Origin of the sequence: Streptomyces iconiensis, assembly GCF_028657195.3 — a bacterium.
GTDB classification, from domain to species: Bacteria; Actinomycetota; Actinomycetes; order Streptomycetales; family Streptomycetaceae; genus Streptomyces; species Streptomyces iconiensis.
Map to the genome: position 1 here is coordinate 95770 of NZ_JANCPR020000023.1, position 23854 is coordinate 119623.

Below are 23854 nucleotides of genomic sequence, written 5' to 3' on the forward strand. Positions count from 1 at the left end.
TCAGACTCCTCGCCGGTCGCCCCAGGCGAGGACGTGAAGACGGGTGGTGAGATTCCAGCCCCGTCGCACGACCTCGTCTGCGATGTCGCCCAAGTGCTTGCTGATGTCGTCGAAGTTCTTGCCCTCGGGCATGACCCACACGGGGCCGAGCCCGAGCTGTTCCGTCAGGTCGGCGACCTCGTCCAGATCGCTGGGCGACCTGCACACGAACTTGAAGGCCACACCTGGTGTGCCGCTCAGTGCCCGCAGGGCTTCCGGCTTGATCCGCTGGCTGAGCGGATCGCCGGCGTGAGCGAGTTTCGGTGAGACGTTGAAGCGCGGCCCCAGGGCGATCAGCGCCTCGTCCGGCACGACCGTGCCGTTCGTCTCGATCTCCACGGACGTGCCGTGTTCGGCGAGTGCCTGGATCAGGGGCAGCAGCCGCCGCTGCTGGCTCAGGGGTTCCCCGCCGCTGATGACCACGAGGTTGGTGGCCATGGCCAGCAGCTCGTCCAGCACGCTCGCCGTGGTGCGGCCGGTCAGCTCGCTGCGCGGGTCGTACTTCGTGCCCTGGTCGCTGAGCCCCTTCCAGTCCCAGGTGTAGGGGGTGTCGCACCAGCGGCACGACAGGTTGCAGCCGCCCAGCCGGAGGAAGGCGCAGCGCCGGCCGCTGGAGGGTCCCTCGCCCTGGACCGTGGGGCCGAAGATCTCGTTCACCACAAGGGTGGTGGCCCTCGCCCCGGGGGCCGCGCGTTCCGTGCCGCTCGCCTGGCTCATGGCCGGTACTCCGCCCAGGTCTTGGCGGTCTCCGACAGCTTGACCGCGCTCAGTTCAGGCAGCCGCTCGGACCAGATCTCGTAGATCCACATGGCCAGGTTCTCCGCCGACGGGTTGCGGCCGGGCACCACGTCGTTGAGGTGGCGGTGGTCGAGTTCCGAGTCGAGCCACTTCTTGAAGTCCGACAGTTCGCCGTAGTCCCGTACGAAGCCGGCCGGGGTCAGCTCGTCGGGTGGCGCGGCGAGTTCCAGCCGCACGGTGTAGTTGTGACCGTGCAGCCGTGCGCACTGGTGGTCGCTGGGCAGATGGTCCAGGCGGTGGCTCGCCGAGAACGCGAAGTCCTTACTGATGCGGAACACGAATGTCAGCCCTTCGTGTAGACGGTGGGGTCGTGGACGTCGGCCAGTACGAACGCCTGCCTGCGGTCGTGGCAGGCGGCGCAGACGCCGCACTGCTCCTCGCGGCCCTTGAAGCAGCTCCAGGTCTCCTGCCAGGGCACCCCGAGTTCCTCGCCGCGCTTGATCACCTCGTGCTTCGGCCAGGTGATGAACGGTGCGACGACGGAGAGCTGCTCCGGCGCGTAACCCGCGCAGGCGATGCGCTCCATGGCGTTGAAGGACTCGATGAACGCGGGCGAGCAGTCGGAGCCGGTCACCGCGTCCTCGGCGACCGAGCCCATGGCCACCTGGTCGGCGTCGACCGCCGCCGCGGCTGCGTAGGCGACGGACAGCAGGATCACGTTGCGGTTGGGCACCACGTTGACGCTGCCGGGCGCCGTGTAGTGCTGGTCGGGGACGCCGACCTCGTCATCGGTCAGCGAATAGCCGGGCAGCAGCCCCGCTATCCCGCGGAGGTCCACGGTCTCGTGCGGTACGGAGAGCCTCTTGGCGGCCAACTCGGCGTATGCGTGCTCCTTGCGGTGCCGCTGTCCGTAGTCGACCGAGAGCATGCGCAGGTCATGTCCCTGGGAATGCAGGTGATAGGCGAGTGCGACCGAGTCGAGCCCGCCGGAAACGATCGCGATCACTCGTGCCAACGTCTTGGGTTCCCTTCGGTGGTCCCGGCCCCGCCTCCGCCGCTGTACGCGCGGAGGGGGAGCCGGGTGCTTGTGTGCGCGGGATCAGACGCCGACGGCCTGCCGGCGTACGAAGTCCGCCAGCCTGGCCACGCCTTCGTCGATGCGGTCGGGGTCGAGATAGCTGAAGGACAGGCGCATCTGGTGGGTGCCTCCCTCCGCGCCCGCGAAGAAGTGGTTCATCGGTGTCCACAGGACGCCGTACTTGCGGGCCGAGACCTCCAGGAGGGTGTCGTCCACGGGGAACGGCACTGTGAGGACGACGAAGAACCCACCGGCAGGTGCGAGCCATCGCACCCCGTGCTCCGCCCGCGCCGAGGCGGGGAAGTGCTGTTCGAGGGCTTCCAGCAGCCGGCGCCTGTTGCCGGAGTAGAAGGCGGACAGCGCGGCGGAGCGCTCGGCGAGCGAACCGCCCGACTCCACCAGCAGACCGCCGATGACGGCCTGGCTGATCGCCGGGGTGTTGACCGTGACCATGCTCTTGATCGCCGTCAGCTCCGCGGCCAGCAGGCTGCTTCCGCCGCCGGGCGCACCGTGCACCAGCTGGTCGGCGACGACGTATCCGACGCGGACGCCGGGCAGGCAGACCTTGGTGAAGGTGCCCATGTGGATGACGCGTCCGCTTCTGTCCATGGCCTTGAGCGGTGCCGGCGCCTTCTCGGGCGATGCGGTGAACCCGTAGACGCTGTCCTCCAGGATCAGCAGGTCCTCCTCGTCGGCCGCTTCGAGCAGCGCGGCTCGGGCCGTCAGATCCATCGCGGCGCCGGAGGGGTTCGCGAAGTCGGGGACGCAGTACGCGGCGCGCGGAGTCTTCCCCGCCGCGCGCAACGCCCGGCAGGCGGCCCGCAGTTCGGCCACGTCCCAGCCGTCGGGGGACTCCGGTACGGGGCAGATCTCCATGTCCGCCAGCCGCGCGGCGCCGACGATCCCCGCGTATCCGGGCTCCGTCACCAGCAGTACGTCCTCGGCGGTGGCCCGCAGCGCCCTGAGCGTGATGAACATGGCCTCCTGGCAGCCGACGGTGATCACCACGGCTTCCGGCGTGGTCGCGATGCCCATGTCGGTCCTGAGCATGTCGGCCACCAGGTCGTTGATGAGCCCGGCCGTGGGGCCGTACTGGTACAGCTCCAGCTGGGCCTCGTCCCTGGACAGGCCGCGCGTGCGGACCAGGTGGTCCAGGAAGCTGTCGAGGTGGCGGGGCACGTCCAGGTCGGCGAAGAACCGGGGGTGCGGGGCGCCGGGGGCGAAGGAGACGGCGTCGGGGAACCGGCCCATGATCTCGTTGAGGAAGTTCATGGACCGCAGTGCGGGGTCGGAAACCGCCGGGTGCAGCTGCGAGCGGTCAAGGGTGGCCGGGTGCTTTCCCGACGGGGTGGCCGGGCGTTTTCCCGGCGGTGTGGAGCGGTCAGCCATGGGTGCTATTCCTCGTGTGCCTGGGGTCTCGCCCGCCCGGGTCAGTTCCGCCGGGACCGGCTCATCCACGTCTTCTCCAGCGTGTCGAGCACGTCCCTGCTGTAGATGCGGCTGGACTGCTCAAGGCTGAACTCGGCCATGTAGGCGCGGAACGACTCCGCCGGTTCGTCGGCGAGGTTCAGCATCCGGCGGTTGGCGACCACGGAGGGGTCGCCCATGCGTTCCGCCGCCGCGCGTACCGCCTCGTCCATCCGGTCGGCGTCCACGACCTCGTCGCAGAACAGCGCGCCCTCCGGTTCCGAGACCTCGATGCGCCTGCCGCCGAGCACGATTCGGCGTGCCAGCCGGTGGCCCGCCATGCGGCTCAGGCGGTGGTTCGCGGCGCCGGGGACGATGCCCTCGCGTGCCGCGGGCAGGCTGAGCCAGGCCCCGGACTCCGCGACGACGTGGTCGAAGACCATCAGCAGCTGCATACCGCCGCCGATGGCGAACGTGTCCACCGCCGCGACCCAGGGCTTGTCGGTCCGCGTCCACGGCTCGTGTGCGGGGCCGCCGTCGCCGGGGGCGCGCCGGAGGCCCCGCACGATCTTGCTGATGTACCCCAGCTCCCTGCGGAGCAGGAAGTCGATGAGGGAGATCCTGCCGTTGTACAGGTGCGTGAGGTTGATACCGGAGCTGAAGACCCGGCGTCCCACGTAGCGCGGGTGGTCCATCACCCCGCCGCGCAGCACGCCCACGTGACTGTCGTCGTCGAGCAGCACCAGGTCGACGGCGGTTTCGAGGTCGTCGGCCAGGACGTTGTCCTCGGAGTTGAGGTGTGCGGTGTTCTCGACGGTGATCTCGGCGTAGCCGTCGCGCCGGTCGATCCGTACGGTGCCCAGTCCGGCGGAGCCCGACCGCTGGTACGCGTCGAGCAGGTGGAGCGCCCTGGCGGTCGGCCGCAGCATGGCGTCGACCAGCCGGGAGCCGGAGACCGCTCCGCGCAGCAGCCCCCAGAACAGGATTCCCTGGTCGGCCTCGTGGCCTTCCTTGGCGGCCTGCGGCAGCGCGTTCTCGCGGTCCATGGTCTGCCGGGTGGGGACCAGACCCGGCACGGATTCTGCGGCGCCGTACGCCAGTTCCGGCAGGCGCAGACCGCGTGCCCCGTCGTCCGTGAGCCGCCGGTGCAGTTCCTCGCCGTGCGCGGCGAGGAACCGCAGCCGTGCGGTGCGTGCGGACGAGGACGCCTGTGCGGCCTCTCCCCGCTGCGCCTCGGTACGGTCCGTGCGCGCCGGGAGCCGGGTGAGCGTCTCTCCTGCCGCGAGGAGGTGACCGCTTGTCGCCGCCGCGTCCTGCGCGTAGTCCCCCTTCAGCCGCGGGGGCGCGGGATCGGTTCTGGTGGGCATGGGTGCCACCTCCGTCAGGTGGGTGTCACGGTCGTCGGACGACCGATGGGCGGGTTCTGCCGGTGCCGTACGGGTCAGTGCCGCGCCGCGCGCAGCACCCGGTCGCAGGCCGCCAGATGCGACCCGAGCGCGTCCTCGAACGAGGTGGTGACCGCCTCGGCCAGCAGCTGACGCCGGACGGCGACGCCGTTGGACCGCGCGCCGGCGAACAGAGCGCTTCCGCGGGCCGCAGCGGCCTCGGGGCTGACGTCGATCTCGTCGATCAGGCCGATGTCCAGGGCCTGTTCTGCCGAGAGTTCCCCGCCGAACAGGGCGAGCCGCCGTGCCCTGCGGCCGAGCTGGCCGGCCATACGGAACAGCGACATCCCCGGCCATCCGGCGTTCCCCGCCGGCAGCGCGAAGCGCGCTGAGGGGTGTGCGATGCGGTGGTCCGTGGTGAGCAGCACCTCGGCGCCCGCGCCCTGGCAGACACCGTCGACCAGCGCGACGGTCGCCACCGGGAGGCGTTCGAGGCGCCGCAGGGCGCGTTCCCACTTGTTGACCACCTGGATGTCGACGTCCGGGTGCGATCCCGCGTCGGATCCTGATCCGCCGGGTCCTGACCCGGCGTCGGGGTGGGGCCCCGCGGGAGCGTCAGCGCCGGTGAGGTGTATCAGCAGGACGTCGTTTTCCGTGCTGTCCTCGACGCGGTCACAGACGTCGGAGAGCCGCTGTACGAGTTCTTTTCCGATGCGGTCAGCGCCTGCTATGTCAACCGCGAATTCGGTGGTTTCGGTAGTGGTCACTGTGCTGCCTACTCCAGCTTGTGTTCGGCGAAAAGGCACTACTGCCATTGCACGAGGGCGGTCTCTATGGTCGACCCGGGGCCCATGGTCATCAGGACCCCGTGGTCTCCGGGTTCCACCGCCTTTTCTTCCTGCAACTGCTGGTAGGAGAAAAGGAAGGAGCCGCTGGACAGGTTGCCGTAGTCACGCAGGACCGATGAGGTGTGCCTGAGGTCGTGCGCCGTGAGGCCCAGATTCACCTTGACGGCGTCGATGACCTTCTTGCCGCCGGAATGCACGAGCCAGTGTGCGATGTCGCTGCGCCGCAATCCCGTGTCCTGTAGCAGTGCGTCAACCGATTCTTCGGCGTGCGCACCGACCACGTACGGCACGTCGCGGTCGAGATGGAAACTGAATTTTCCGTGTTCGTCGTCCCAGTCGAATCGCATCGCGTCGATGGCCTCGGGGATGATACGGCTGGAGAACTTCAGGAGCGCCGCCTGCGGGCCGCTGCCCTGGTCCATACCCGCGGTTACGGATGCCGTGTCCAGGGGCGCCGCACTTCCGGGTGCCGCGCGCACGGCGACGGCTGCCGCGCCGTCCCCGAACAGGCTGTTGACCACCGCGGTGCGCATCGTGTCGTCGTAGACATAGGCGGCGGAGCAGACCTCGACGCACACCATCACGGCCAGCCTGCCCGGGTTGCTCGCCGCCCAGGAGGCCGTGGGGTTGAGGCCGTTGAGGCCCGCGTTGCAGCCCATGCCGACCACGTCGAGCCGGCTGCAGGTCACGGGGAGGCCGAGGGCTTCGATCAAGTGGGCGCTCAGCCCGGGCGTCAGGAAGCCGGTCGAGGTCACGCAGGACAGGTAGCCGACGTCCTCCAGCTCGGCTCCGATGTCCTTGAGGCAGGCGTGCAGCGCCTGCGCCGCGAGTTCGACCCCGTCGGCCCTGTGCTTGCTGAGCAGCTGCCCCTGGGTCTCCGTTTGCGGTCTCTGTCCGGCCTCGGTCGGCGGGATGTGGAGATACCGGCGGTCGATATGGCTGTTGGCGAAGAGCGACCGAATTCCGGCGTCCTCGATCTGGAAGATACGCAGAATGTCTTGCTGGGAATAGCTGGTCGCCGGGTTCGCCGTTCCCGTTCCCAGAATGAGCGGAACAGGCACACCTGACTCACTGATCACAATCTCTCAACCTCGGCATTGCACCTCGGGGATGATGTCAAAAGCAGACAGCCGGATCCACTCCTGCGTTGCCTGAGCGGCGCAACAATGCTTCCGAAAGGCCATCACCATCTGAACCTTTGGGCCGACGCGATGTCAACGTTGCCGGGCGACCTTGGCTGTTGGTGTCATTCCGCTGCACGTTAGGGCAAAGAAACGTGCCGTTCCCTGTGGTGAGAGCGGTATCCGGCCTTCGGGGCAGCTTGACTCCGGGTGTGCCGCCGCTTAGCGTCATCCGCGAATTGCCCGGTGGATGCTACCCGTTGCCGCCCGTACAGCGGCGCGCCGGGTTCAGGTATTCAGGGGCCGGTTCCGGTATTCACGGGCCATCGGCACAGCGATGGCAGCGCCGGCGGAAGGAAAGGGCGCGGGCGCCGGTGCGTCCGGTCGAGACAGCGGAATCCCGCATACCGCATCTCTTCCGTTCCCCTCCCTTTCTCGTCGGTCCCCTTTCTCACCGCCCCCCGTTCTTCCGACCCATGGAGTGAACCGTGTCCGATGTATTTCCCGTACTGGATATGACGGAGGCGGACGCCGGCCCGCGGGCCCGCGCCGCGTTTCTGGAGCGGCTGCGCGCCGCCGTGCACGACATCGGCTTCTTCCAGCTGACCGGCCACCAAGTGACCGGCGCCGGCAAGCTGTTGGAGCTGACCCGCCAGTTCTTCGAGCTGCCCGTCGAGGAGCGGGACGAGCTGAGCATCCTCAAGTCCCCCTACTTCCGCGGGTACTCCGAGGTCGGCAGGGAACGCACCAAGGGCGCACCCGACCAGCGCGGACAGCTCGACATCGGCCCGGAGTGCGAGCCCTACGTCCCCAGCCCCGGCGACCCCGAGTACCTGTGGCTCAGGGGGCCCAACCAGTGGCCCAAGGGGCTGCCGCAGCTGCGCGACGCCATCCTCGACTGGACGGCGCAGCTCACGCAGGTCTCGCACCGGCTGCTGCGGCTGATCCTCGCGGCGCTCGAAGCGCCGGAGGACTTCCTCGACCCGGTGGTCAGCCCCGACCCCCATGTGCACTTCAAGCTGCTGCACTACCCGGGACGCGACGAGAAGTCCGAGCCCAGCCAGGGCGTTGGGGTGCACAAGGACTACGGGATGCTCACCCTGCTGCTCCAGGACGACAAGGGCGGCCTTCAGGTCGCGGTCGAGGACGGCGTGTTCGTCGACGTTCCGGTCGTTCCCGGGGCCTTCGTCGTCAACCTGGGCGAGCTGCTGGAGGTCGCCACCCGCGGCTACCTGCGGGCCACGACCCACCGGGTCGTCAGCCCCGCGCCCGGCGTCGACCGCTACTCAGCGCCCTTCTTCTACAACCCGCGCCTGGAAGCGTCGATGCCCGACCTCCCGACCCGCTTCGTCACGGAGGCGGACGGGGTCGTCCACGACCCGGAGAACCCGCTGACCGCGAGCTACGGCGACAACGTCATGCGCGGCATGCGGCGGGCCTTCCCCGAGGTGATGTCGCTGCACCACCCCGACCTCGTCAAGGCATCCCGTTGACGCCCGCCCCGGATCGGCGCTCCGGGCGCGATCCCCGTCCCCTGAGGACAGCACCATGAGCGAGAGCAAGCCCGCCGTCGTACTGCTCGACCCCGTGCGCACAGGAGAGGGCTTCAAGAGCGCCGCCAGGGACAAGGGGTACGCCGCCGTGTCGGTGTACAGCCTCGACGCGCGGATACTGAAGAACGACTGGCCCGACCACGCGCTCACCGACGACCTGACCCTCTACGGCGCCGACGCGGACACCGTGGTGAGTCAACTCGCCGCCGCCGACTACGACCTCAAGGCCGTCGTCCCCGCCAACGAGGCCGCCGTCCATCTGGCCGACGTGGTCGCCGAACGGCTCGGGCTCCCCGGCAACGAGGCGGCGCTCGCCTGGTCGCGGCGGAACAAGTCCGCCATGCGTGCGCGAGCGCACGAGGTGGGCCTGCGGATACCGAGGTTCCGCCTCGTCCACGACCTGTCCGAGGTGCCGAAGGCGGGCGAGGAGACCGGCTACCCGGCGATCGTCAAGCCCACCATGAGCGCGGGTGCCCACGGCGCGACCCTCGTCCCCGACAGGGCGGCGGCCGAGAACCTGGCCATCGCGGAGACCCGGGACGTCTACGGTCACCTGATCGAGGAGTGGCTGGTCGAGGAGTACATCCGAGGCCGTGAGTTCGCCGTCAACTGCTTCAGCAGCGACGGTGAGCACCGCGTCATGGACATGTGGGAGTACCGGCAGCCCGACGATCGCGACTACGACTTCCCGGTGTACGACAACGTCCAGGTCGAACCCGACGACCCGGACTGGCAGCGCGCCGAGAGCTACGTCAAGGAGGTGCTGACCACCTACGGTCTGCGCCGGGGCCCCAGCCACACCGAGGTCAAGTGCAACGCGGACGGCGTGTATCTCATGGAGATCAACGCCCGGCTGCCCGGCGGTCCCGCGACGGGCCAGTGGCTCAAGCACACCTCGATCCGCCCCTTCCACGACACCATCGACTGCTTCCTCGGCGTCCAACCGGCGATCATGGAAGGTCCGCTCGACTTCCGCGCCAGGTTCGGGGCCATCGCCATCCGCAACGACGAGGCGCCGGGCACCCTCGTCGCCGTGCACGGGCTGGACGAGTTGCGGGAGTATCCGGGCGTGGACACGGTCCTGGTGTCCTACGAGCCGGGCGACACCGTTCCGGTCACCAGCGGCATGACCAACATCCCGGTCGGCGCCTACATCTCCGGGGCCACCCAGCGGGAAGTCGTCGACCGGCTGGCAGGGATACGTGCCCTGGTCTCGCTGGAGATCGACCACGGCGAGCCGGCGGGCTCGGCGCCCGTGCCCGCACTCTCGCCGGTCAGGGACGATGCCTGACTCCCGCGCTCCCGTGCGCGGCCCCGAGGATCCTGGGACCAGGGAGCCGCCGCGCCGCCGCCGCTATCTGGCGGGCTACGCCGACCTGTTGGCGATACCCAGGGCCCACCACATGGCCCTGGCGAGCCTCCTGTCGAAGCTCCCCATCAGCATGGTCGCGATCAGCGTGCTGCTCCTGGTCAGCCCGCACTACTCGTACGGCATGGCCGGTGTGGCCGTCAGCAGCATGCTCGTCGCGGGGGCGCTCACCGCGCCCTACCGGGGCAGGCTCGTCGACCGGTACTCCGCGCGCGGGATGCTCCTCTTCTTCCTCGGGGCGTATCTCGCCGCGCTGACCGGACTGGCCTGGTCGGCCTCCGAACGGGTGCCCGTCGGCGTGGTCCTGGCGTGCGCCGCGCTGATCGGCGCCTCGCTGCCGCCGGTGAACATGCTGATGCGGACGCTGTGGAAAGCGGTCACCACCGAGCACACCCTGACCTCGGCCATCTCGCTGGAGTCGGTGACGATGGACCTCGCCCTGATCGCGGGGCCCGCGCTCGCCACCTGGCTCAGCCTGTCGGTCTCGCCCGTGCTCCCGTTCGTGGTGTGCGGGGTGTTCGTCACGGGAGCCGTCGGCCTGATCCTCGGGCTCGTCGGCGACCGTGGCGCCCCGGCGGCCGACGACCGTCCCCGCGACTGGCTGGGCCCGCTCAGGTCGGCGCCCCTGCGGCGGATCTTCCTCGCGCAGTTCCTGTTCTGCCTCGCGCTGACCGCCATCGAGGTCACGCTCCCGCTCTATGCGCGCCAGCACCACGCGGTCGGCTACACCGGCGTGTACCTCGGAGCGATCGCCGTCGGCAGCATCGTGGGCGGCCTCGCCGTCGGAGCGGCGCCGCGCATGCTGCCCCGCGCCCGCAGGCTGCCCCTGCTGCTGGTCTCGTACGCCGTCGGCACCGCGCTTCTCGCGCTCGCGGCGAGCGTGTCGCCCCTGATGGTGCTGCTCGCCTGCCCGGTGGCCGGCCTCGCGATCGGCTCCACCTTCGCCGCGATCATGATGACCGGCGGCGACCTCGCGCCCAAGGGCTTCGACAACGAGACACAGGGCTGGACCAGCAGCCTCACCCAGGTCGGTTCGGCGGCGGGCGCCGCCGCCGGATCCGGCGCTGCCGTCGCCACCAGCAGCCTGACGGTCCTCTCAGCCGTCCCTGCCGTGGTGCTCCTGGCCGTGCTGATGGCCTGGAACACCTCACCCGTTCCGGAACCCTCCGCTCCATGAAGGAACTTCCCTGCGGTGACGTGAACCGCGCATGACGTGAAGCCACGCCGTGACGTGAACCCCGAGCTCCCGTGAAGCGAACGCCCACGCTTCACGGCGTACTGGCGACCGGCCCTGCCACCACCCGGCGGCACCCGCACTCCGAAGGACGGAACACCATGACCAATCCCGAGTTCTACTCCCAAGTGGCGCTCAAATTCGGCGGGTACACGAGCAACGCCCAGCGCACGAAGATCTTCCGCACCGTCGACCCCGAGGCACTGTTCGGTGAGACCGTGACGGCGCTCGGCGGCGGTACGGCACACCTCCTGGACGTGGGTTGTGCCGACGGTCTGAACGTTCTGGCGGTCGCCCCCGCCTACCGCCAGGTCACCGCCATCGACATGGCGGCCGAGATGCTGGACGCGGCGCGGGCCAACCAGCTCCGTGCGGGGCCCGGGCCGACGGAGGTCAGCTTCCAGCAGCGCGACGCGGAGCACACCGGGCTGCCCGACGCGGCGTTCGACGTGATCAGTTCGCGCCGGGGTCCGCTGTTCGCCGACGAGTTCTGGCGGCTGCTCAAGCCCGGCGGTTCGCTGGTGTACCTCGGCATCGGGGAGCGGGACGTCCAGGACATCAAGGAGGTCTTCGGCCGTGGGCAGCAGTACGGCCAGTGGGGCACATCGATCCTGGAGACCGAGCAACTGCGCCTGGAGAAGCAGGGCTTCCTGACCGTTAGGGCGGAGGACATCTGGTTCGACGAGTACTTCCACTCCCGCGCCGACCTGTGCCGCTTCCTCGAAGTCGTCCCCATCTTCGAGGAGTTCGACGCCGAACGGGACGCCGGCAGCCTCGACCGGTTCATCTCGCGGGCACAGACCGAGCGCGGCATCCACTTCGCCCGCCACTGGGTCCTGCTGACCGTCCGGAAGCCTGACCGCGCAGCACATGCCATGCCCTGACGGCAGGGCACCAGCCCCCGCGCAGGGCACCGGCCCTGGTAGCGGAGCAGAAGTACGGACCACAGAGCAGTAGCACAGAAGGGTCTCATCCGATGCGTCTGAACAGTTTCGACGACTGGTCCCCGCTCAAGGAGATCATCGTCGGCTCAGCCACCAACTACGCCGAGCGCGTGGGCGATCTCTCGTTCGACATGTTCATCAGCGACAACCTGTCCGGCGCACGCGGGTACTACCCGACGATCGCGCCCTCTCGCGGCGGAGGGCAGGGGCGCGGTGCCGAGGCCGATCCGCGGCGCGAGGCCATGAAGCAGCGGTTCGCGGACGAACTCGTCGAGGACGTCGAGGGCATGGCCGCCCTCATGGAGTCCATGTCGATCAAGGTGCACCGGCCCCTGCCGATCGAGCGGGAGCCGGGCGACGTGCGGACGCCCGCGTGGTCGGCGCCCGTCACACCGCCGCTGAACCTGCGCGACAACACGCTCATCCTGGGCGACGAGATCATCGAGACACCGCCGATGCTCCGCGCACGGTACTTCGAGACGAAGTTCCTCACCCCGGTCTTCCAGTCCTACTTCCAGCAGGGCGCGCGCTGGACGACCATGCCGCGGCCGATGATGACCGACCACTCCTTCGACCCCGGCAACATCGTGAACGCCGCACCGAACATCGAGGTGCCGCGCGATCCGCAGGACTCTCCGTACGACGTCGGGCTGGAGATGCTGATCGACGGCGCCAACTGCCTGCGCCTCGGCCGTGACCTGATCGTCAACATCTCCAACGCCAACCACGCGCTCGCCTGCGACTGGCTGGAGCGCCACCTTGAGGGCCGCTTCCGAGTCCACCGGATGCACAAGCTCACCCAGAGCCATATCGACAGCGTGGTCGTACCGCTCCGTGCCGGCACGCTTCTCGTCCGCTCCGCGGACGTGGTGGACTTCCTTCCGGAGCCGCTGCGCAAGTGGGACACCATCGTCTCGCCCGTTCCCGAACTGAGCGACTACCCCCAGTACGAGAACGACGACCCGATCCCGGCCAGCCCGTACATCGACCTGAACGTGCTGTCGATCGACGAGAACACCGTGCTGGTCAACGACGCCTGCAACAAACTCGTACGCACCCTTGAAGAGCACAAGTTCACCGTCGTGCCCGTCCGCCACCGGCACCGGCGGCTGTTCGGCGGGGGCTTCCACTGCTTCACGCTGGACACCGTGAGGGAGGGCGGCGACGAGCACTATCTGAGCTGACCGCCGCCTCCCGGCACCGCCTTCCGCCCGCGGCGGAACCCGGTACGCGCGGCGGGGTGGCCGCTCCATCGCGGCGGCCACCCCGCACGGGGCACGCGGCGGCCACCCGCACAGTGCCTGCGGTGGCCACCCCGGACAGGGCCCGCTCAGCCGAGGCCGAGGTAGTCCTCGGCGCCGCCCTCCCTGACCGTGTCGAGGGTGAAGCAGTGGAACCCGCCCCCGAACAGGCGCCGGTGGCGGTGCCGGACCGGTACGACGGTGAACCCGTGCTGCTCCAGCTTCCGCATGAGTTCGGGACACGCCTCGTTGACCAGGACCGTGTCGGGGCTGACAGAGAGCACGTTCAGGTCGATGAACCGGCTGCTCAGGATCAGGTCGTCATCGTCGTACTCGGGGAAGTTGTTGGCCTCGGGAGCCGGAGGCACGATCAGGTCCCACTTGCGCAGCGCCTCGGGGAGCTTGTCGGCCACCTCCTCGGAGCGGACCAGCAGCGTGCCGGGGCGCAGCGCCAGGACCATGCTGTCGATGTGGCTGTCGCTGAGCCGGTGCACCCGGTGGACGCGGAAGCGGCCCTCAAGGTGGCGCTCCAGCCAGTCGCAGGCCATCGCGTGGTTGGCCGTCGAGATGTTGACCACGATGTCGCGGCCGAGGCGCAGGCACTGGGCGCCGTCGAGCATCATCTCGAAGCCGACGTCGTAAGGGGAAGGCTGCGGGTCCTCGATCGGCTCGGTGGGGCCGCCTGCCGTACCGGTCCTGACGTAGGACAGGTCGAACGACGCGTCGGTCATCAGCGGCCTCGGCATGACCGTCCACCGCGCGCCCTGCTGGAAGTAGGACTGGAAGACCTGGGTGAGGAACTGGGTCTCGAAGTACCGGGACCTGATCATCGGCGGTGTCTCGATGATCTCGTCGCCCAGGATGAGCGTGTTGTCGCGCAGGTTCAGCGGCGGGATGACGGACGCCGACCAGGCCGGCGTGGTGACGCTCGATGTCGCCTCGTCGAGCGTCATCGGCCGGTGCACGGTCACCGCGAGGGACTCCAGGGTTTTGGCGATCTCCTCCAGGTCCTCGTTCAGCTCGGCGACGTAACGCTGCTTGATCGGCGTCCTGCGTGCGTCGGCTCCGTCCCCGCCCCCGGCTCCGTGGCCGCCACCAGGGCGCGGGCGAGGGTAATACCACTCGGTGCGGAAGGAGTTGTCGTTCGCGATGTTGTCATGGAAAAACAGATCGAACGACAGCTCTCGCTCATGGGTGATGTAATTCTCTGCCGAACCTACGACCACCTCCTTCAGCGGAGACCATTCGTCGAAAGTGTTCAGCTGCATAGCCCGTCCCTTCGCTGGTTTCTTCTTTTCCAGAGGTGCCCGAAGCTCGGAGCGCGCGATCCTCCCTTGTCCCGGGCCGCATGGCACGGGGTGCCAAGCCATCCATGTTCTCCCGTCACCACGCAACCACGACAGGTCAGCACTGCCCGAATGGGCAGCACGCCAGCACGAGCAGACGTTTTCTTCCGACGACGTTGACACCAGCGCACGCCGAAGCGTCAGATGTGAATTGCCGTGTACTCACACGGCGTAGTTCTGACTCGGCAGCGCCGACGGCTTTTCTCAGAACAAGGAGAAGGTGTGATGACCCCTCAGGACGTCCCTTCATACCCGACGGAGCGGACGTGTCCGTTTTCCCCGCCGGAGGAACTCGCCACCTACCGCGAGCACGAGCCGATACGTCGCATGCGCTACCCCGACGGCCACATCGGCTGGCTTGTCACCAGCCACTCACTGGTCCGTCAGCTGCTGTCGGACCCGCGTTTCAGCGCGCGTTCGGAATTCAAGCGCGCACCGGTGGCGCGGCCAGGCGTCGAGCCTTTCTTCGGCGTTCCCGCGCTGCCCGGCTGGGTCCTGGACCTGGACCCGCCCGAACACACGCGCATACGCCAGCAGTTGACGGGCAAGTTCACGGCCCGCCGGATGCGGGAGCTGCGCCCCCGGCTCGACCGGATCGTGGCAGACCTGCTGGACGGGATGGAGCGGCACGGGGGGCCCGTCGACCTCGTCGAGAACTTCACCATGCCGCTGTCGTCCCTGACCATCTGCGAACTTCTCGGTGTCCCGTACAGCGAACGCGAGGAGTTCCAGCGGGACAGCAAGGTCCTGTTCGGGCTGAACTCCACGGCCGACGACGCCTCGGCCGCCATGGACAGGCTGTACGAGCTGCTGCGTGGCGTCGCCAAGTCGGGCGGGCAGCAGGACGGTCTGCTGCGTACCCTCGCCGAGGACGGCACGCTCGACGCCGAGGAGATCACCGGAATCGGCGCGATGATGCTGAGCGGCGGGCACGGATCGACGTCGAGCGCCATGGCGCTGGGAACCTTCGCCCTTCTCGCGCACCCGGACCAGCTCGCCAAGTTCACGGCAGATCCGGACCTCGTCGACAACGCGCTGGAAGAACTTCTCCGTTACGTGACGATCTTCCATTTCGGCGTTCCCCGTTCCCCCCTTGAGGACCTGGAATTCGGCGGCCAGTTCCTCAAGGCCGGCGAGTCCATCACGGTCGCCCTGCCGTCGGCCAACCGGGACCCCGAGTGGTTCAAGGAAGCACCCGACCAGCTGGACATCGAGCGGAACACCTCCGGGCATCTCGCCTTCGGCCACGGAATCCACCAGTGCACGGGGCAGAACCTCGTCCGCATGGAGATGCGCGCCGCACTTCCCGCGCTGTTCCAGCGTTTCCCCCGGCTTTCGCTTGCCATACCCGCAGCAGAAGTCCGCATTTACACCGACACCAGTCCCGTGTTCGGTGTGTACGAACTCCCCGTCACCTGGTGACCATTCCGCAGGAGAACAACGGAGGAAATCAGTGCGCGTGATCACCAATACCGATGCCTGTGTCGGCTGCGGTCTGTGCGCATTCACAGTGCCCGAGGTCTTCGACCAGGAACAGGAGCACGGAACCGTCGTACTCCTTGACCCCGAGCCTCCCCATGAGCTGCACCAAGACGTGTGGGAAGCCGCACGCTCCTGCCCGGGCGAGGCGATTTCGGTCAAGGACTTCTGACAACTCCGAACGGATGGGCGTGAGTTTTCCTATGAGTGTCCCGAGGCTGCTGCGTGTCTGCCTCGTCGGAGCCGGGCCGCGCGGATTGTCGGTCCTGGAGAGGATCTGCGCGCACGAGCGGAGGTCACCCTCGCACTCCGCCGTGACCGTCCATGTCGTGGACCCCTACCCGCCAGGAGCGGGCAAGGTCTGGCGCACGGCGCAATCACCCCTGCTGCTGATGAACACCGTCGCTTCGCAGGTCACCGTCTTCACTGACGGCAGCGTCGACATGGAAGGGCCGGTCGAGCCGGGCCCCAGCCTGTACGAGTGGGTGCGGGCCCGAGTACGCGCCGAGCGGGCGGACGCCTCCCCCGACGACACGTACGGCGGCTCCTCCGGTGGCTCCTCGGAGGGCCCCTCAGCTGACGCCGGTACGGACGCCGCCGAAGCGACGGACGCCGCCGACGCGGTCCGGGCCGAGGCCAGGAAGCTGGGGCCTGACTCCTATCCGAGCCGCGCCCTCTACGGCCGTTACCTCGAAGACGTCTACCGGAACGTGGTCGCGGAGGCGCCGGCCCACCTCACGGTCGTCGAACACCGCACCAGCGCGACCGCGTTGGACGACACGCGCGAAGGCCCGCACCGCACACAGGCGTTGACGCTGGCGGACGGAACCCGGCTCGACGGCCTGGACGCTGTCGTGCTCGCCCAGGGGCACGTGCCCGCGCGGCCCACGGAGCGGGAGGAACAGCTCACCCGGGAGGCCACGGACCACGGGCTCACCTACGTTCTGCCGGCCAACCCGGCCGACCTCGACCTGTCCGCCGTGGCCCCGGGCTCGCCCGTACTGCTACGCGGCCTCGGCCTGAACTTCTTCGACCACCTGGCGCTCCTCACCGTCGGCAGGGGCGGCACGTTCGAGAGGTCGGGCGGCAAGCTGGTCTACCGCGCGTCCGGGAGGGAACCGCGCATCTGTGCCGGGTCCCGGCGCGGCATTCCGTACCACGCGCGCGGTGAGAACGAGAAGGGCGCCCACGGCCGGTATCTGCCCCGACTGCTCAGGGGCGGGACGGTCGAACGCCTGCGGGCCAGGGCAGCCGGCGGCGAGCGGGTCCACTTCGGCGCCGACCTGTGGCCACTGATCGCCAAGGAAGTCGAGAGCGTCTACTACGAGACGCTTCTCGCCTCCCGCCAGGAAGCCGGAGCCGACACGGCGTACGGGGACACCCACCGGTTCGTGCGGCGCTACATGGCAGCCTCCGGCAGCGAGGCGGAACGGCGCGTGCTGGACGAATGGGGCATCGCGGCGGCGGACCGCTGGGACTGGGACAGCATCGCGCGGCCCTACGGCGACCGCCCGTTCACGGACCGCGCGAGCTTCAACACGTGGCTGCTGGACCACCTGGCCGGCGATGTCACGGACGCCAGGGCGGGGAATGTGAGCGGTCCCCTGAAGGCCGCACTGGACGTGCTGCGCGATCTGCGCAACGAGATCCGGCTCGCGGTGGACCACGGCGGACTGGAGGGCAACTCCTACCGGGACGACCTTCAGGGCTGGTACACACCGCTCAACGCCTTCCTCTCCATCGGGCCGCCGGTCTCACGCATCGAGCAACTGCTCGCACTGATCGACGCGGGGACCGTGGAACTGATGGGCCCCGACCTGAAGATCGACACAGACACCAGCACCGGAACGGACAGCGGCACCGGCACCGGCACCGGCACAGGCATCGGCACAGGCATCGGCACGGACACCGGCACCGACACGGCGGGACCGGCCTTCGTTGCCACCTCGCGCAGGGTCGGCGGAGAGCCGGTCAGGGCCACGGTGCTGATCGAGGCACGGCTTCCCGAGCCGGACATACGGCGCACAGCCGACCCGCTGCTGAGGCACCTCGTCGCGACGGGGCAGGCGGTGCCCTACCGGATCGACGGTGCCTGCGGCACGAGTTACGAGACGGGCGGTCTCGCCGTCACGCCACGGCCGTACCGGACGGTGGACGCGCACGGGCACGCCCACCCCAGGCGCTTCGCCTACGGCGTCCCCACCGAGTCGGTGCACTGGGTGACAGCCGCCGGTATCCGCCCCGGCGTGAACTCCGTGACGCTCGGCGATTCCGACGCCATAGCCCGTGCCGTACTCGCCCCTCCGGCCGGCCAGGAGAGCCAGAGCCGGGAGGCCGAGGCCCGCGAGGACGCCGGGCGGGACCGGCTCAGCACGGTGCTCCCGGCGTGACGGCCGCCCCACAACCGAGTGCCGGGTTGCCGGGGCCCGGGTTGCCGGGCTGCCCCGGCCGGTGAACGGTTCGCTCCCTCCGAGGAAGAAGGCAGAACGCCATGCCCCACCCCTACGACCCGTCCGACCCTGCCCAGCCGGGCGGCCCTTCAGGCTCCTCCGCCTCCTCCGCCTCCTTCGACGGCGGGGCCGACACCGGCCTGCTGTCACCCGTCAGGGCCGGGACTCCCACCGAGGCCGCACTCTGCGACCGCGCGTGGCTCCAGGCACTGTTGGACGCCGAGTCGGCGCTCGGCAGGGCGCAGGCGGGGCTCGGGAGCGTTCCCTTGGAAGCCGTGCGCGCGATCACCCGCGCCGCCAGGGCCGACCACATGGACATCAGGGCACTCGCCGTCGAAGCTCGTGAGACCGCGAACCCGGTGGTCGGAGTGGTACGGGCGCTCAGCAGCCTGGTCGCAGCAGATGATCCGGCCGCTGCCGAATACGTGCATCGCGGCTCCACCAGCCAGGACATCTTCGACACCGGCGCGATGCTCGTCTGCGTACGCGCGCTGCGGCTGACCGTGGCCGACCTGGACCGCTCGGCCGAGGCACTGGCCGAACTCGCCGAGCGGCACCAGGACACGGTGATGGCAGGCCGGACCCTCGCACTGCACGCCGTCCCGACCACCTTCGGGCTCAAGGCGGCCGGCTGGCGGCAGTCGCTTCTCGACGCACGGCAGCGCGTGGACCGCGTACTCGCTTCCCTGCCGGTTTCGCTCGGGGGCGCCTCCGGCACGCTGGCCGGATACCTGGAGTACGCCGCTCTCCACGACGGCCGCAGGCCCGACCCCGGCGAGTACCTCGACCGGCTCACGGACGCTTACGCAGCCGAGACCGGGCTCGCGCGCCCTGTCCTCCCCTGGCACGCGCTGCGCACCCCGATCGCCGACCTCGCGGCCGTTCTGGCCCTGACAGCCGGGGTACTCGGGAAGATCGCGGTCGATGTCCTCACGCTCTCCAGGACCGAGATCGGAGAGGTGGCCGAACCACATGTCGCGGGCCGGGGCGGCTCCTCCGCCATGCCGCACAAACGGAACCCGGTGCTCAGCACCATGATCCGCAGTGCGGCGCTCCAAGTGCCCTCGCTGGCGGCAGGCTTGACCCAGTGCCTGGCCTCGGAGGACGAACGGTCGGCCGGTGCCTGGCACGCGGAGTGGCTGCTCCTTCGCGAATGCCTACGGCTGACGGGAGGCGCCGCCCACACGGCAGCGGAACTCACCGAGGGTCTGGTGGTCAGGCCGGACCGGATGCACGAGAACCTCGGCCTCACCGGAAGCCTCATGATGTCCGAGCGCATCGCCGCCGTACTGGCGCAGCGGATCGGCAAGGCGCGCGCGAAGCAGCTGCTCACCGAGGCGGCATCGGACGCGGCACGGACCGGCAAGCCCCTGGCTCAGGTGGCAGGCGCCCTCCCCGAGGTGGCGGCCCACCTCAGTACCGAGGAGGTCGAGGCCCTCCTCGAACCCGCCGAGTACACCGGCGCGGCACGGGCACTGGTCGTCCGCGCATCGGGTGCGTAGTGGGCAACGGCGGGGCCGAGGGCCATTACTTCGTGCCGCGCGGGATCGCCGCCGGTCGTGAGTCGATGGCCGGTGGAACGGTCAGCGGTCGGCTATGAGCGGTCGGTCTCAGGGTTCAGGGACAGCTTCTCCGCCGGGCGGCCCCGCTTGCGTTCCTTGACCTCGGGCACCCAGGCGATCACGGCGCCGCTGTCCATGAGGGAGCCGACCACGTCGTAGAGGGTGGTGCGGGACAGGGCGCAGAGTCTCCCCAACTCGCCTCGGGTCAGCGGGCCGTGGGTGCGCAAGAGTTGCAGCAGCAATTTCTCATGTTCTCGCCGTGAGCGAGAAGCACGACCACGCTGCCGCGTCACTTCCGAGGATGTGGGGGGCTGCACCATGTCGGTCACCATTACCGGGTGACCACGAGTACCGGTCGAGTCCGGCGAATTACCGGTTCGGCTATGCGTTCAAACACGCCCTGTCTCCCTTGGATTCTTACGGTGAAAAGAACGAGAAGCAGCCAGGTTGACGTGAGGACGGGCAACGTACGCCCACGGCCGGACCGAAGAGACGAAGTGACCCGGGCCGGGAGCACGTTGTCGTTTTCCTCTACCCGTTCACGACGTCGGGGAGGCCGAAGACGGTTCGGCGATGTGAGTTATTCCTGACCGTCTCTCACTTTTCCGTGGAAGGTGAGCGTGCCCTCGGCGCGGACTCCGGGTGCCGGCAAACGGGCGGAACTCGCCGCGTGCCGAACGGAAACCCCCGGAAGAACCGGTTGCCGCTACGTGCTGTCACGCCGACGAGCCTAGGAGCGCGCGTGGGCATGATCATCAGGCTCGGGGAGGAGCGCCGTCTCTCACCAAAGGTGGAGAACGGCACGGTGTGCCATCCCCTCTCGCGGGACGGTACGCCGCGTATGGCGGTCGAAGGCATCGGACTCATGCGCCTAGGGCGCGGGGTGCGGCCCGGTCCGTGGGCGCGCGGGAAGACTGAGGGCACCGGGCAGGGCCGCGAAGGCCGACCGTAGATCAGCGATCAGCTCGTCCCGCGTGGGCACGCTCTTCCGTGCCGCCCGCGCCGACTTGCACGCCGACTGCCCCGACGTACGCGCCGGTTGGGCCGCCTCCCGTGCGGACGGCGCCGGCTCACGTGCCGTCCGGGCCGACCAGTCGCGCAGCGCCTGGTGGAACGCCGCCGTCACCATGTCGAGCGCGAGCCGTGCGCGCAGGTCGTGCGGCGCGGGCAGGTCCAGCGAGTCGTGGAGAACGCCGAGGAGGGCGCGACCGGTGCGCTCGCAGAACTGACGTCCGTGCGCGTCGACCGACGGTGTCCGGTCGGCCAGTTGACGGCTGAGCGCCAGCCGCTGGGTCCACGCTTCGTCCGTCATCTGCTCCAGCGCGGCCAGCAGCGCCTCCTGAAGCAACTCCAGAAGGCCGGCACCTTCCGCCTCAGGGGCGCGGACCTTCAACTCCTCCAGGCAGGCCGCCCACAGGTCGTTGGCGGGGGAGAGAGCGACGTCTTCTTTGCCGGCGAAGTTCCGGAAGAAGGTGCGCTGGGAGACCTCGACGGCGTCGCACAGGTCGTCGAGCGTCGTGCCGTCGAAGCCGCGCTCCGTGAACAGGTCGAGGGCGGTGTCGATGAGCTGCTGCCGGGTGCGCTGCTTCTTGCGCTCGCGCAGGGTCGTAGCCGCCATGCGAGGCAGCGTAGCACCAACTGCTAGCAGCCAGCATATGACTGTTGACGGCAAGTGCTGGTCACCGGCAAGAAATGGCCGGGTGACTGCGCACGACACGTCGCGACGCACACGAGGTGACAGACGCACATGAGGTGACAGACGAACACGAGGTGACACGGGAGGTGAACGGCCATGCGCGCACCACTGATTGACCGCTCGGCCCCCCAGGGCGCCGGCTTGCGCGAACTGGGTGCCCACTCACCTGGCGGGGCGGCTGGGAGGAGGCCCCGGAGGCGGTTGGCGCGGTGCTGGAGCGACGACCGCGCGGGAAGGCGGTACTGGATCTCAGCTGAGGAGGCCGGCCGTTGAGGGAGGCGGAAGTTGAGGGAGCCGACCCCGCTGCGAAACAGACGGGAAGAGCCGTGAACTTTTGCGCCGGGTGCCGCATCACACCTTGGGACGGGCTGGTGAGGTACGGGGTCCGTGAGGGGCGGGCGGGGAGGAAGGCCGACCGACTGGGAGCTGGAACGAGGGGGATGGGGCAGATGAGAGCAGTGGGGGAGCAGGGGTACGAGGACACGGTGCGGGGGCAGCGGGTGCGTCGCGGCGGGGGCGCCGTGGACGACGAAAGCGCGCAGCCAGGTGGAGCGCGTCGGCCCGGTGTCCACGCGGCCGATGTGCTGGCCGTTCTCGCGCTCGTCGCCGATGTCGTGCTGGGGGTCGGCTCGTGGCGCACGTACCTCGCGGAGAGCGCGGAGGGGCAGGGCGAATCCGAGGGGGAACGCGAAGGCCGGCCCCGCGCTCTGGTCAAGCCCAAGGAGACGATCAGGCCCAGGGAGACGATCAGGCCCAGGGAGGCGGCCAAGCCGACGGCGGTGATGGACGCGACTCCGGTGGATGCGACTCCTCCATTCCGTTCCGCGCCTTCGCGTTGTTCAGGAACGCGGCGGCCTGTGGATATGCGTAAGCGCGGGACATCCGCCCGTAAGTGCACGGCTTCGCTCTGAACTCCGCTTTCCCTGTGAACAATTGACGTGCCTCCTTCGCAGAGCCGACACATAAAGAACTCCGACCCTCGGGAGGGCAGCCCCCCCCTGCTATTCCGACCGAGGGTCGGTCATCGGCTGACCGCCGCCTTCATATGGGGCGGCGGTCAGTTGCATGTGGTCGTAGGCGCGCAGGCACAGGGCGCTTGAATTGTTACGAGCGTTCTACGGGGCGCCTGTTCTCCAGTAACAGCTCTCTGTTTCGGCCGAGCTATGCATGCATGGCGCAATCAGTTTGCACGGCAGCCGCTTCATTGCTGTAGCTGATTCATTGCTTTGCGCTCGCTGACCCGCTGACCCGCTGACCTGCTGACCTGCTGACCCGTTGATCCACTGGCCCGTTGCCCGGCCTCACTCCCCGGCGCTGTCCGGGGAGTGAGGCCGGGGCGGGTCCGGGGGGCGCTACCGGACACCGGGGGAGCGCCGAGGCGGCCCCGGGTGGCGATCAGGAGGATCACGGCGGCGACGGTGGAGGAGAGCAGGAAGACATGGGTGGTGTACGACTCCGGGAGCCACGGGAACATGTCGCTCCAGGCCACGGAGTAGAAGTTGTTGACGCTGGTGTGCAGCAGCATGGCCAGCGGGAGGCTCTCGCCTGTGCGGTTGAACACCCAGGTCATGACGAAGCTGAACGCGACGGTGGTGAGGAGGAACTCCACCGGCATGTTCCAGCTCGCGTCCGGCCAGCCGCCCCATTCGGTCAGGAAGAGCGGCAGGTGCCACACGCCCCACAGCGGCCCGATGACCATCGTCCCGCCCACGGGACCGTAGCGGCGCTGCAGGCGCGGCATGGCGAAGTCACGCCAGCCGGGCTCCTCCGCGAGCCCGGTGGTGACCATCTGCAGGACCAGGGCGGGAAGGTAGGCGGTCAGCACCATGACGGAGGGCGCCACCGGTCCACGCGCGCCCAGCAGTACGGAGGTGACGACGAGTACGGCGGGTACGGAGAGGATCACGCCCGCGTACCAGCGCCAGCTGACCCGCCACTTGGCCATCCGGCCGGCCCAGGCCCGCAGCCCGGCGCGCCCTTCGGTCAGGGAGGTGACCAGAAGCGCCGAGCCGATCGGGCCGAGGTAGGCCCCCGGCAGAACGCCCAGCAGCTGGGAGCTGCCGCCCGTCTCCGGGAAGCTGAAGTGCCAGATCCCCAGGCCGTTCCCGGACAGGACGTACGGCGTCCATGCGGCCCAGCTCAACAGGAGCGACAGCGCGAAGAACCAGGTCAATGGATGGCGGCGGATACTCAACGGATGCCTCTTCGGGGGTGGTTGACGTGACGCGCTCAGCACATCAACCGCGGGTCCGGGGCACATTGCCGCACGCACCCCGGTTACCGGTACAGAAGGCTGTACCCCCCTGCGGCCGTCCGGCCGGTGGGCTTGAGGTGGTGGCCCTCTTGTGGCGCAGGACGGCGAGC

General features: G+C 69.2%; 21 protein-coding genes. 10 read left to right on the forward strand and 11 right to left on the reverse strand.

Annotated features, from left to right (window positions below):
• The 7 genes from NMN56_RS23035 to dpgA form a co-directional block, all read right to left on the reverse strand.
• The gene (locus tag NMN56_RS23035) at positions 1 to 756 is read right to left on the reverse strand and encodes a 7-carboxy-7-deazaguanine synthase QueE (protein ID WP_274045595.1); all 756 of its coding nucleotides are present in this window, start codon (positions 754 to 756) and stop codon (positions 1 to 3) included.
• Positions 753 to 1115 (reverse strand): 6-pyruvoyl trahydropterin synthase family protein, encoded by a 363-nt coding sequence (locus tag NMN56_RS23040; protein WP_274045594.1) that lies wholly within the window; start codon positions 1113 to 1115, stop codon positions 753 to 755. The genes NMN56_RS23035 and NMN56_RS23040 overlap by 4 nt, the downstream gene beginning before the upstream one ends.
• Positions 1116 to 1120: 5 nt before the next feature.
• Positions 1121 to 1783: a 7-cyano-7-deazaguanine synthase gene (locus NMN56_RS23045; protein WP_274045593.1), complete on the reverse strand. Its 663-nt coding sequence runs from the start codon at positions 1781 to 1783 to the stop codon at positions 1121 to 1123.
• A 93-nt stretch (positions 1784 to 1876) separates the two neighbouring features.
• Positions 1877 to 3244, reverse strand: a complete 1368-nt coding sequence (locus NMN56_RS23050) for an aminotransferase-like domain-containing protein (protein WP_274045592.1) — start codon at positions 3242 to 3244, stop codon at positions 1877 to 1879.
• Positions 3245 to 3285: 41 nt separating this feature from the next.
• Complete coding sequence (dpgC, locus tag NMN56_RS23055; RefSeq protein WP_274045591.1) at positions 3286 to 4629, reverse strand: (3,5-dihydroxyphenyl)acetyl-CoA 1,2-dioxygenase DpgC; 1344 nt, start codon at positions 4627 to 4629, stop codon at positions 3286 to 3288.
• A 74-nt stretch (positions 4630 to 4703) separates the two neighbouring features.
• Complete coding sequence (gene dpgB / locus NMN56_RS23060; protein ID WP_274045590.1) at positions 4704 to 5414, reverse strand: enoyl-CoA-hydratase DpgB; 711 nt, start codon at positions 5412 to 5414, stop codon at positions 4704 to 4706.
• Positions 5415 to 5452: 38 nt separating this feature from the next.
• Entirely contained in the window at positions 5453 to 6556 is a 1104-nt protein-coding gene (gene dpgA, locus NMN56_RS23065) for a 3,5-dihydroxyphenylacetyl-CoA synthase DpgA (protein WP_280842861.1), read from the reverse strand.
• Positions 6557 to 7104: 548 nt separating this feature from the next.
• On the opposite strand from dpgA, the gene NMN56_RS23070 reads away from it, so the two are divergent.
• From NMN56_RS23070 to NMN56_RS23090, 5 genes are all read left to right on the forward strand, one after another.
• A complete protein-coding gene (locus NMN56_RS23070) occupies positions 7105 to 8109 on the forward strand; it encodes an isopenicillin N synthase family dioxygenase (protein WP_274045587.1) in 1005 nt (334 codons plus the stop codon).
• A gap of 55 nt (positions 8110 to 8164) precedes the next feature.
• On the forward strand, positions 8165 to 9460 hold the full coding sequence (locus NMN56_RS23075) for an ATP-grasp domain-containing protein (RefSeq protein ID WP_274045586.1): 1296 nt from the start codon (positions 8165 to 8167) through the stop codon (positions 9458 to 9460).
• Positions 9453 to 10715: an MFS transporter gene (locus NMN56_RS23080; RefSeq protein ID WP_274045585.1), complete on the forward strand. Its 1263-nt coding sequence runs from the start codon at positions 9453 to 9455 to the stop codon at positions 10713 to 10715. The genes NMN56_RS23075 and NMN56_RS23080 overlap by 8 nt, the downstream gene beginning before the upstream one ends.
• A 158-nt stretch (positions 10716 to 10873) precedes the next feature.
• Positions 10874 to 11656 carry a class I SAM-dependent methyltransferase gene (locus NMN56_RS23085; protein WP_274045583.1) on the forward strand — a complete coding sequence of 261 codons (783 nt, stop codon included), beginning with the start codon at positions 10874 to 10876 and terminating at the stop codon, positions 11654 to 11656.
• Between the two features lie 92 nt (positions 11657 to 11748).
• Positions 11749 to 12900, forward strand: a complete 1152-nt coding sequence (locus tag NMN56_RS23090; RefSeq protein WP_274045582.1) for a glycine amidinotransferase — start codon at positions 11749 to 11751, stop codon at positions 12898 to 12900.
• Between the two features lie 146 nt (positions 12901 to 13046).
• Here the strand turns inward: NMN56_RS23090 and NMN56_RS23095 are convergent, their stop codons facing one another.
• On the reverse strand, positions 13047 to 14225 hold the full coding sequence (locus tag NMN56_RS23095; protein WP_274045581.1) for a glycine amidinotransferase: 1179 nt from the start codon (positions 14223 to 14225) through the stop codon (positions 13047 to 13049).
• A 303-nt stretch (positions 14226 to 14528) separates the two neighbouring features.
• On the opposite strand from NMN56_RS23095, the gene NMN56_RS23100 reads away from it, so the two are divergent.
• The 4 genes from NMN56_RS23100 (at position 14529) to NMN56_RS23115 (ending at position 19734) form a co-directional block, all read left to right on the forward strand.
• Positions 14529 to 15725, forward strand: a complete 1197-nt coding sequence (locus NMN56_RS23100; protein WP_274045580.1) for a cytochrome P450 — start codon at positions 14529 to 14531, stop codon at positions 15723 to 15725.
• A 37-nt stretch (positions 15726 to 15762) separates the two neighbouring features.
• Positions 15763 to 15954, forward strand: a complete 192-nt coding sequence (locus tag NMN56_RS23105) for a ferredoxin (RefSeq protein WP_274045579.1) — start codon at positions 15763 to 15765, stop codon at positions 15952 to 15954.
• A 31-nt stretch (positions 15955 to 15985) separates the two neighbouring features.
• Positions 15986 to 18172 carry an FAD/NAD(P)-binding protein gene (locus NMN56_RS23110; protein WP_274045577.1) on the forward strand — a complete coding sequence of 729 codons (2187 nt, stop codon included), beginning with the start codon at positions 15986 to 15988 and terminating at the stop codon, positions 18170 to 18172.
• A gap of 101 nt (positions 18173 to 18273) precedes the next feature.
• Positions 18274 to 19734: a nitrosuccinate lyase gene (locus tag NMN56_RS23115; protein ID WP_274045576.1), complete on the forward strand. Its 1461-nt coding sequence runs from the start codon at positions 18274 to 18276 to the stop codon at positions 19732 to 19734.
• Between the two features lie 92 nt (positions 19735 to 19826).
• On the opposite strand, the gene NMN56_RS23120 is transcribed toward NMN56_RS23115, so the two are convergent.
• Both NMN56_RS23120 and NMN56_RS23125 read right to left on the reverse strand, forming a co-directional pair.
• Positions 19827 to 20036: a helix-turn-helix domain-containing protein gene (locus NMN56_RS23120; protein ID WP_274045574.1), complete on the reverse strand. Its 210-nt coding sequence runs from the start codon at positions 20034 to 20036 to the stop codon at positions 19827 to 19829.
• A gap of 629 nt (positions 20037 to 20665) precedes the next feature.
• Positions 20666 to 21412, reverse strand: coding sequence for a TetR/AcrR family transcriptional regulator (locus tag NMN56_RS23125; protein ID WP_274045573.1), 747 nt, complete (start codon positions 21410 to 21412; stop codon positions 20666 to 20668).
• A gap of 527 nt (positions 21413 to 21939) precedes the next feature.
• Here NMN56_RS23125 and NMN56_RS23130 point away from each other — a divergent pair.
• Positions 21940 to 22401, forward strand: a complete 462-nt coding sequence (locus NMN56_RS23130) for a hypothetical protein (protein ID WP_274045572.1) — start codon at positions 21940 to 21942, stop codon at positions 22399 to 22401.
• Positions 22402 to 22691: 290 nt separating this feature from the next.
• On the opposite strand, the gene NMN56_RS23135 is transcribed toward NMN56_RS23130, so the two are convergent.
• On the reverse strand, positions 22692 to 23684 hold the full coding sequence (locus NMN56_RS23135) for a CPBP family intramembrane glutamic endopeptidase (RefSeq protein WP_274045571.1): 993 nt from the start codon (positions 23682 to 23684) through the stop codon (positions 22692 to 22694).
• Positions 23685 to 23854: the final 170 nt, after the last annotated feature.

Coding starts and splice junctions, on each gene's coding strand:
- NMN56_RS23130 (WP_274045572.1), top strand. CDS start 21,940: ATGAGAGCAGTGGGGGAGCAGGGGTACGAGGACACGGTGCGGGGGCAG.
- NMN56_RS23115 (WP_274045576.1), top strand. CDS start 18,274: ATGCCCCACCCCTACGACCCGTCCGACCCTGCCCAGCCGGGCGGCCCT.
- NMN56_RS23100 (WP_274045580.1), top strand. CDS start 14,529: ATGACCCCTCAGGACGTCCCTTCATACCCGACGGAGCGGACGTGTCCG.
- NMN56_RS23075 (WP_274045586.1), top strand. CDS start 8,165: ATGAGCGAGAGCAAGCCCGCCGTCGTACTGCTCGACCCCGTGCGCACA.
- NMN56_RS23085 (WP_274045583.1), top strand. CDS start 10,874: ATGACCAATCCCGAGTTCTACTCCCAAGTGGCGCTCAAATTCGGCGGG.
- NMN56_RS23125 (WP_274045573.1), bottom strand. CDS start 21,412: ATGGCGGCTACGACCCTGCGCGAGCGCAAGAAGCAGCGCACCCGGCAG.
- NMN56_RS23035 (WP_274045595.1), bottom strand. CDS start 756: ATGAGCCAGGCGAGCGGCACGGAACGCGCGGCCCCCGGGGCGAGGGCC.
- NMN56_RS23050 (WP_274045592.1), bottom strand. CDS start 3,244: ATGGCTGACCGCTCCACACCGCCGGGAAAACGCCCGGCCACCCCGTCG.
- NMN56_RS23110 (WP_274045577.1), top strand. CDS start 15,986: ATGAGTGTCCCGAGGCTGCTGCGTGTCTGCCTCGTCGGAGCCGGGCCG.
- NMN56_RS23080 (WP_274045585.1), top strand. CDS start 9,453: ATGCCTGACTCCCGCGCTCCCGTGCGCGGCCCCGAGGATCCTGGGACC.
- dpgC (WP_274045591.1), bottom strand. CDS start 4,629: ATGCCCACCAGAACCGATCCCGCGCCCCCGCGGCTGAAGGGGGACTAC.
- NMN56_RS23095 (WP_274045581.1), bottom strand. CDS start 14,225: ATGCAGCTGAACACTTTCGACGAATGGTCTCCGCTGAAGGAGGTGGTC.
- NMN56_RS23090 (WP_274045582.1), top strand. CDS start 11,749: ATGCGTCTGAACAGTTTCGACGACTGGTCCCCGCTCAAGGAGATCATC.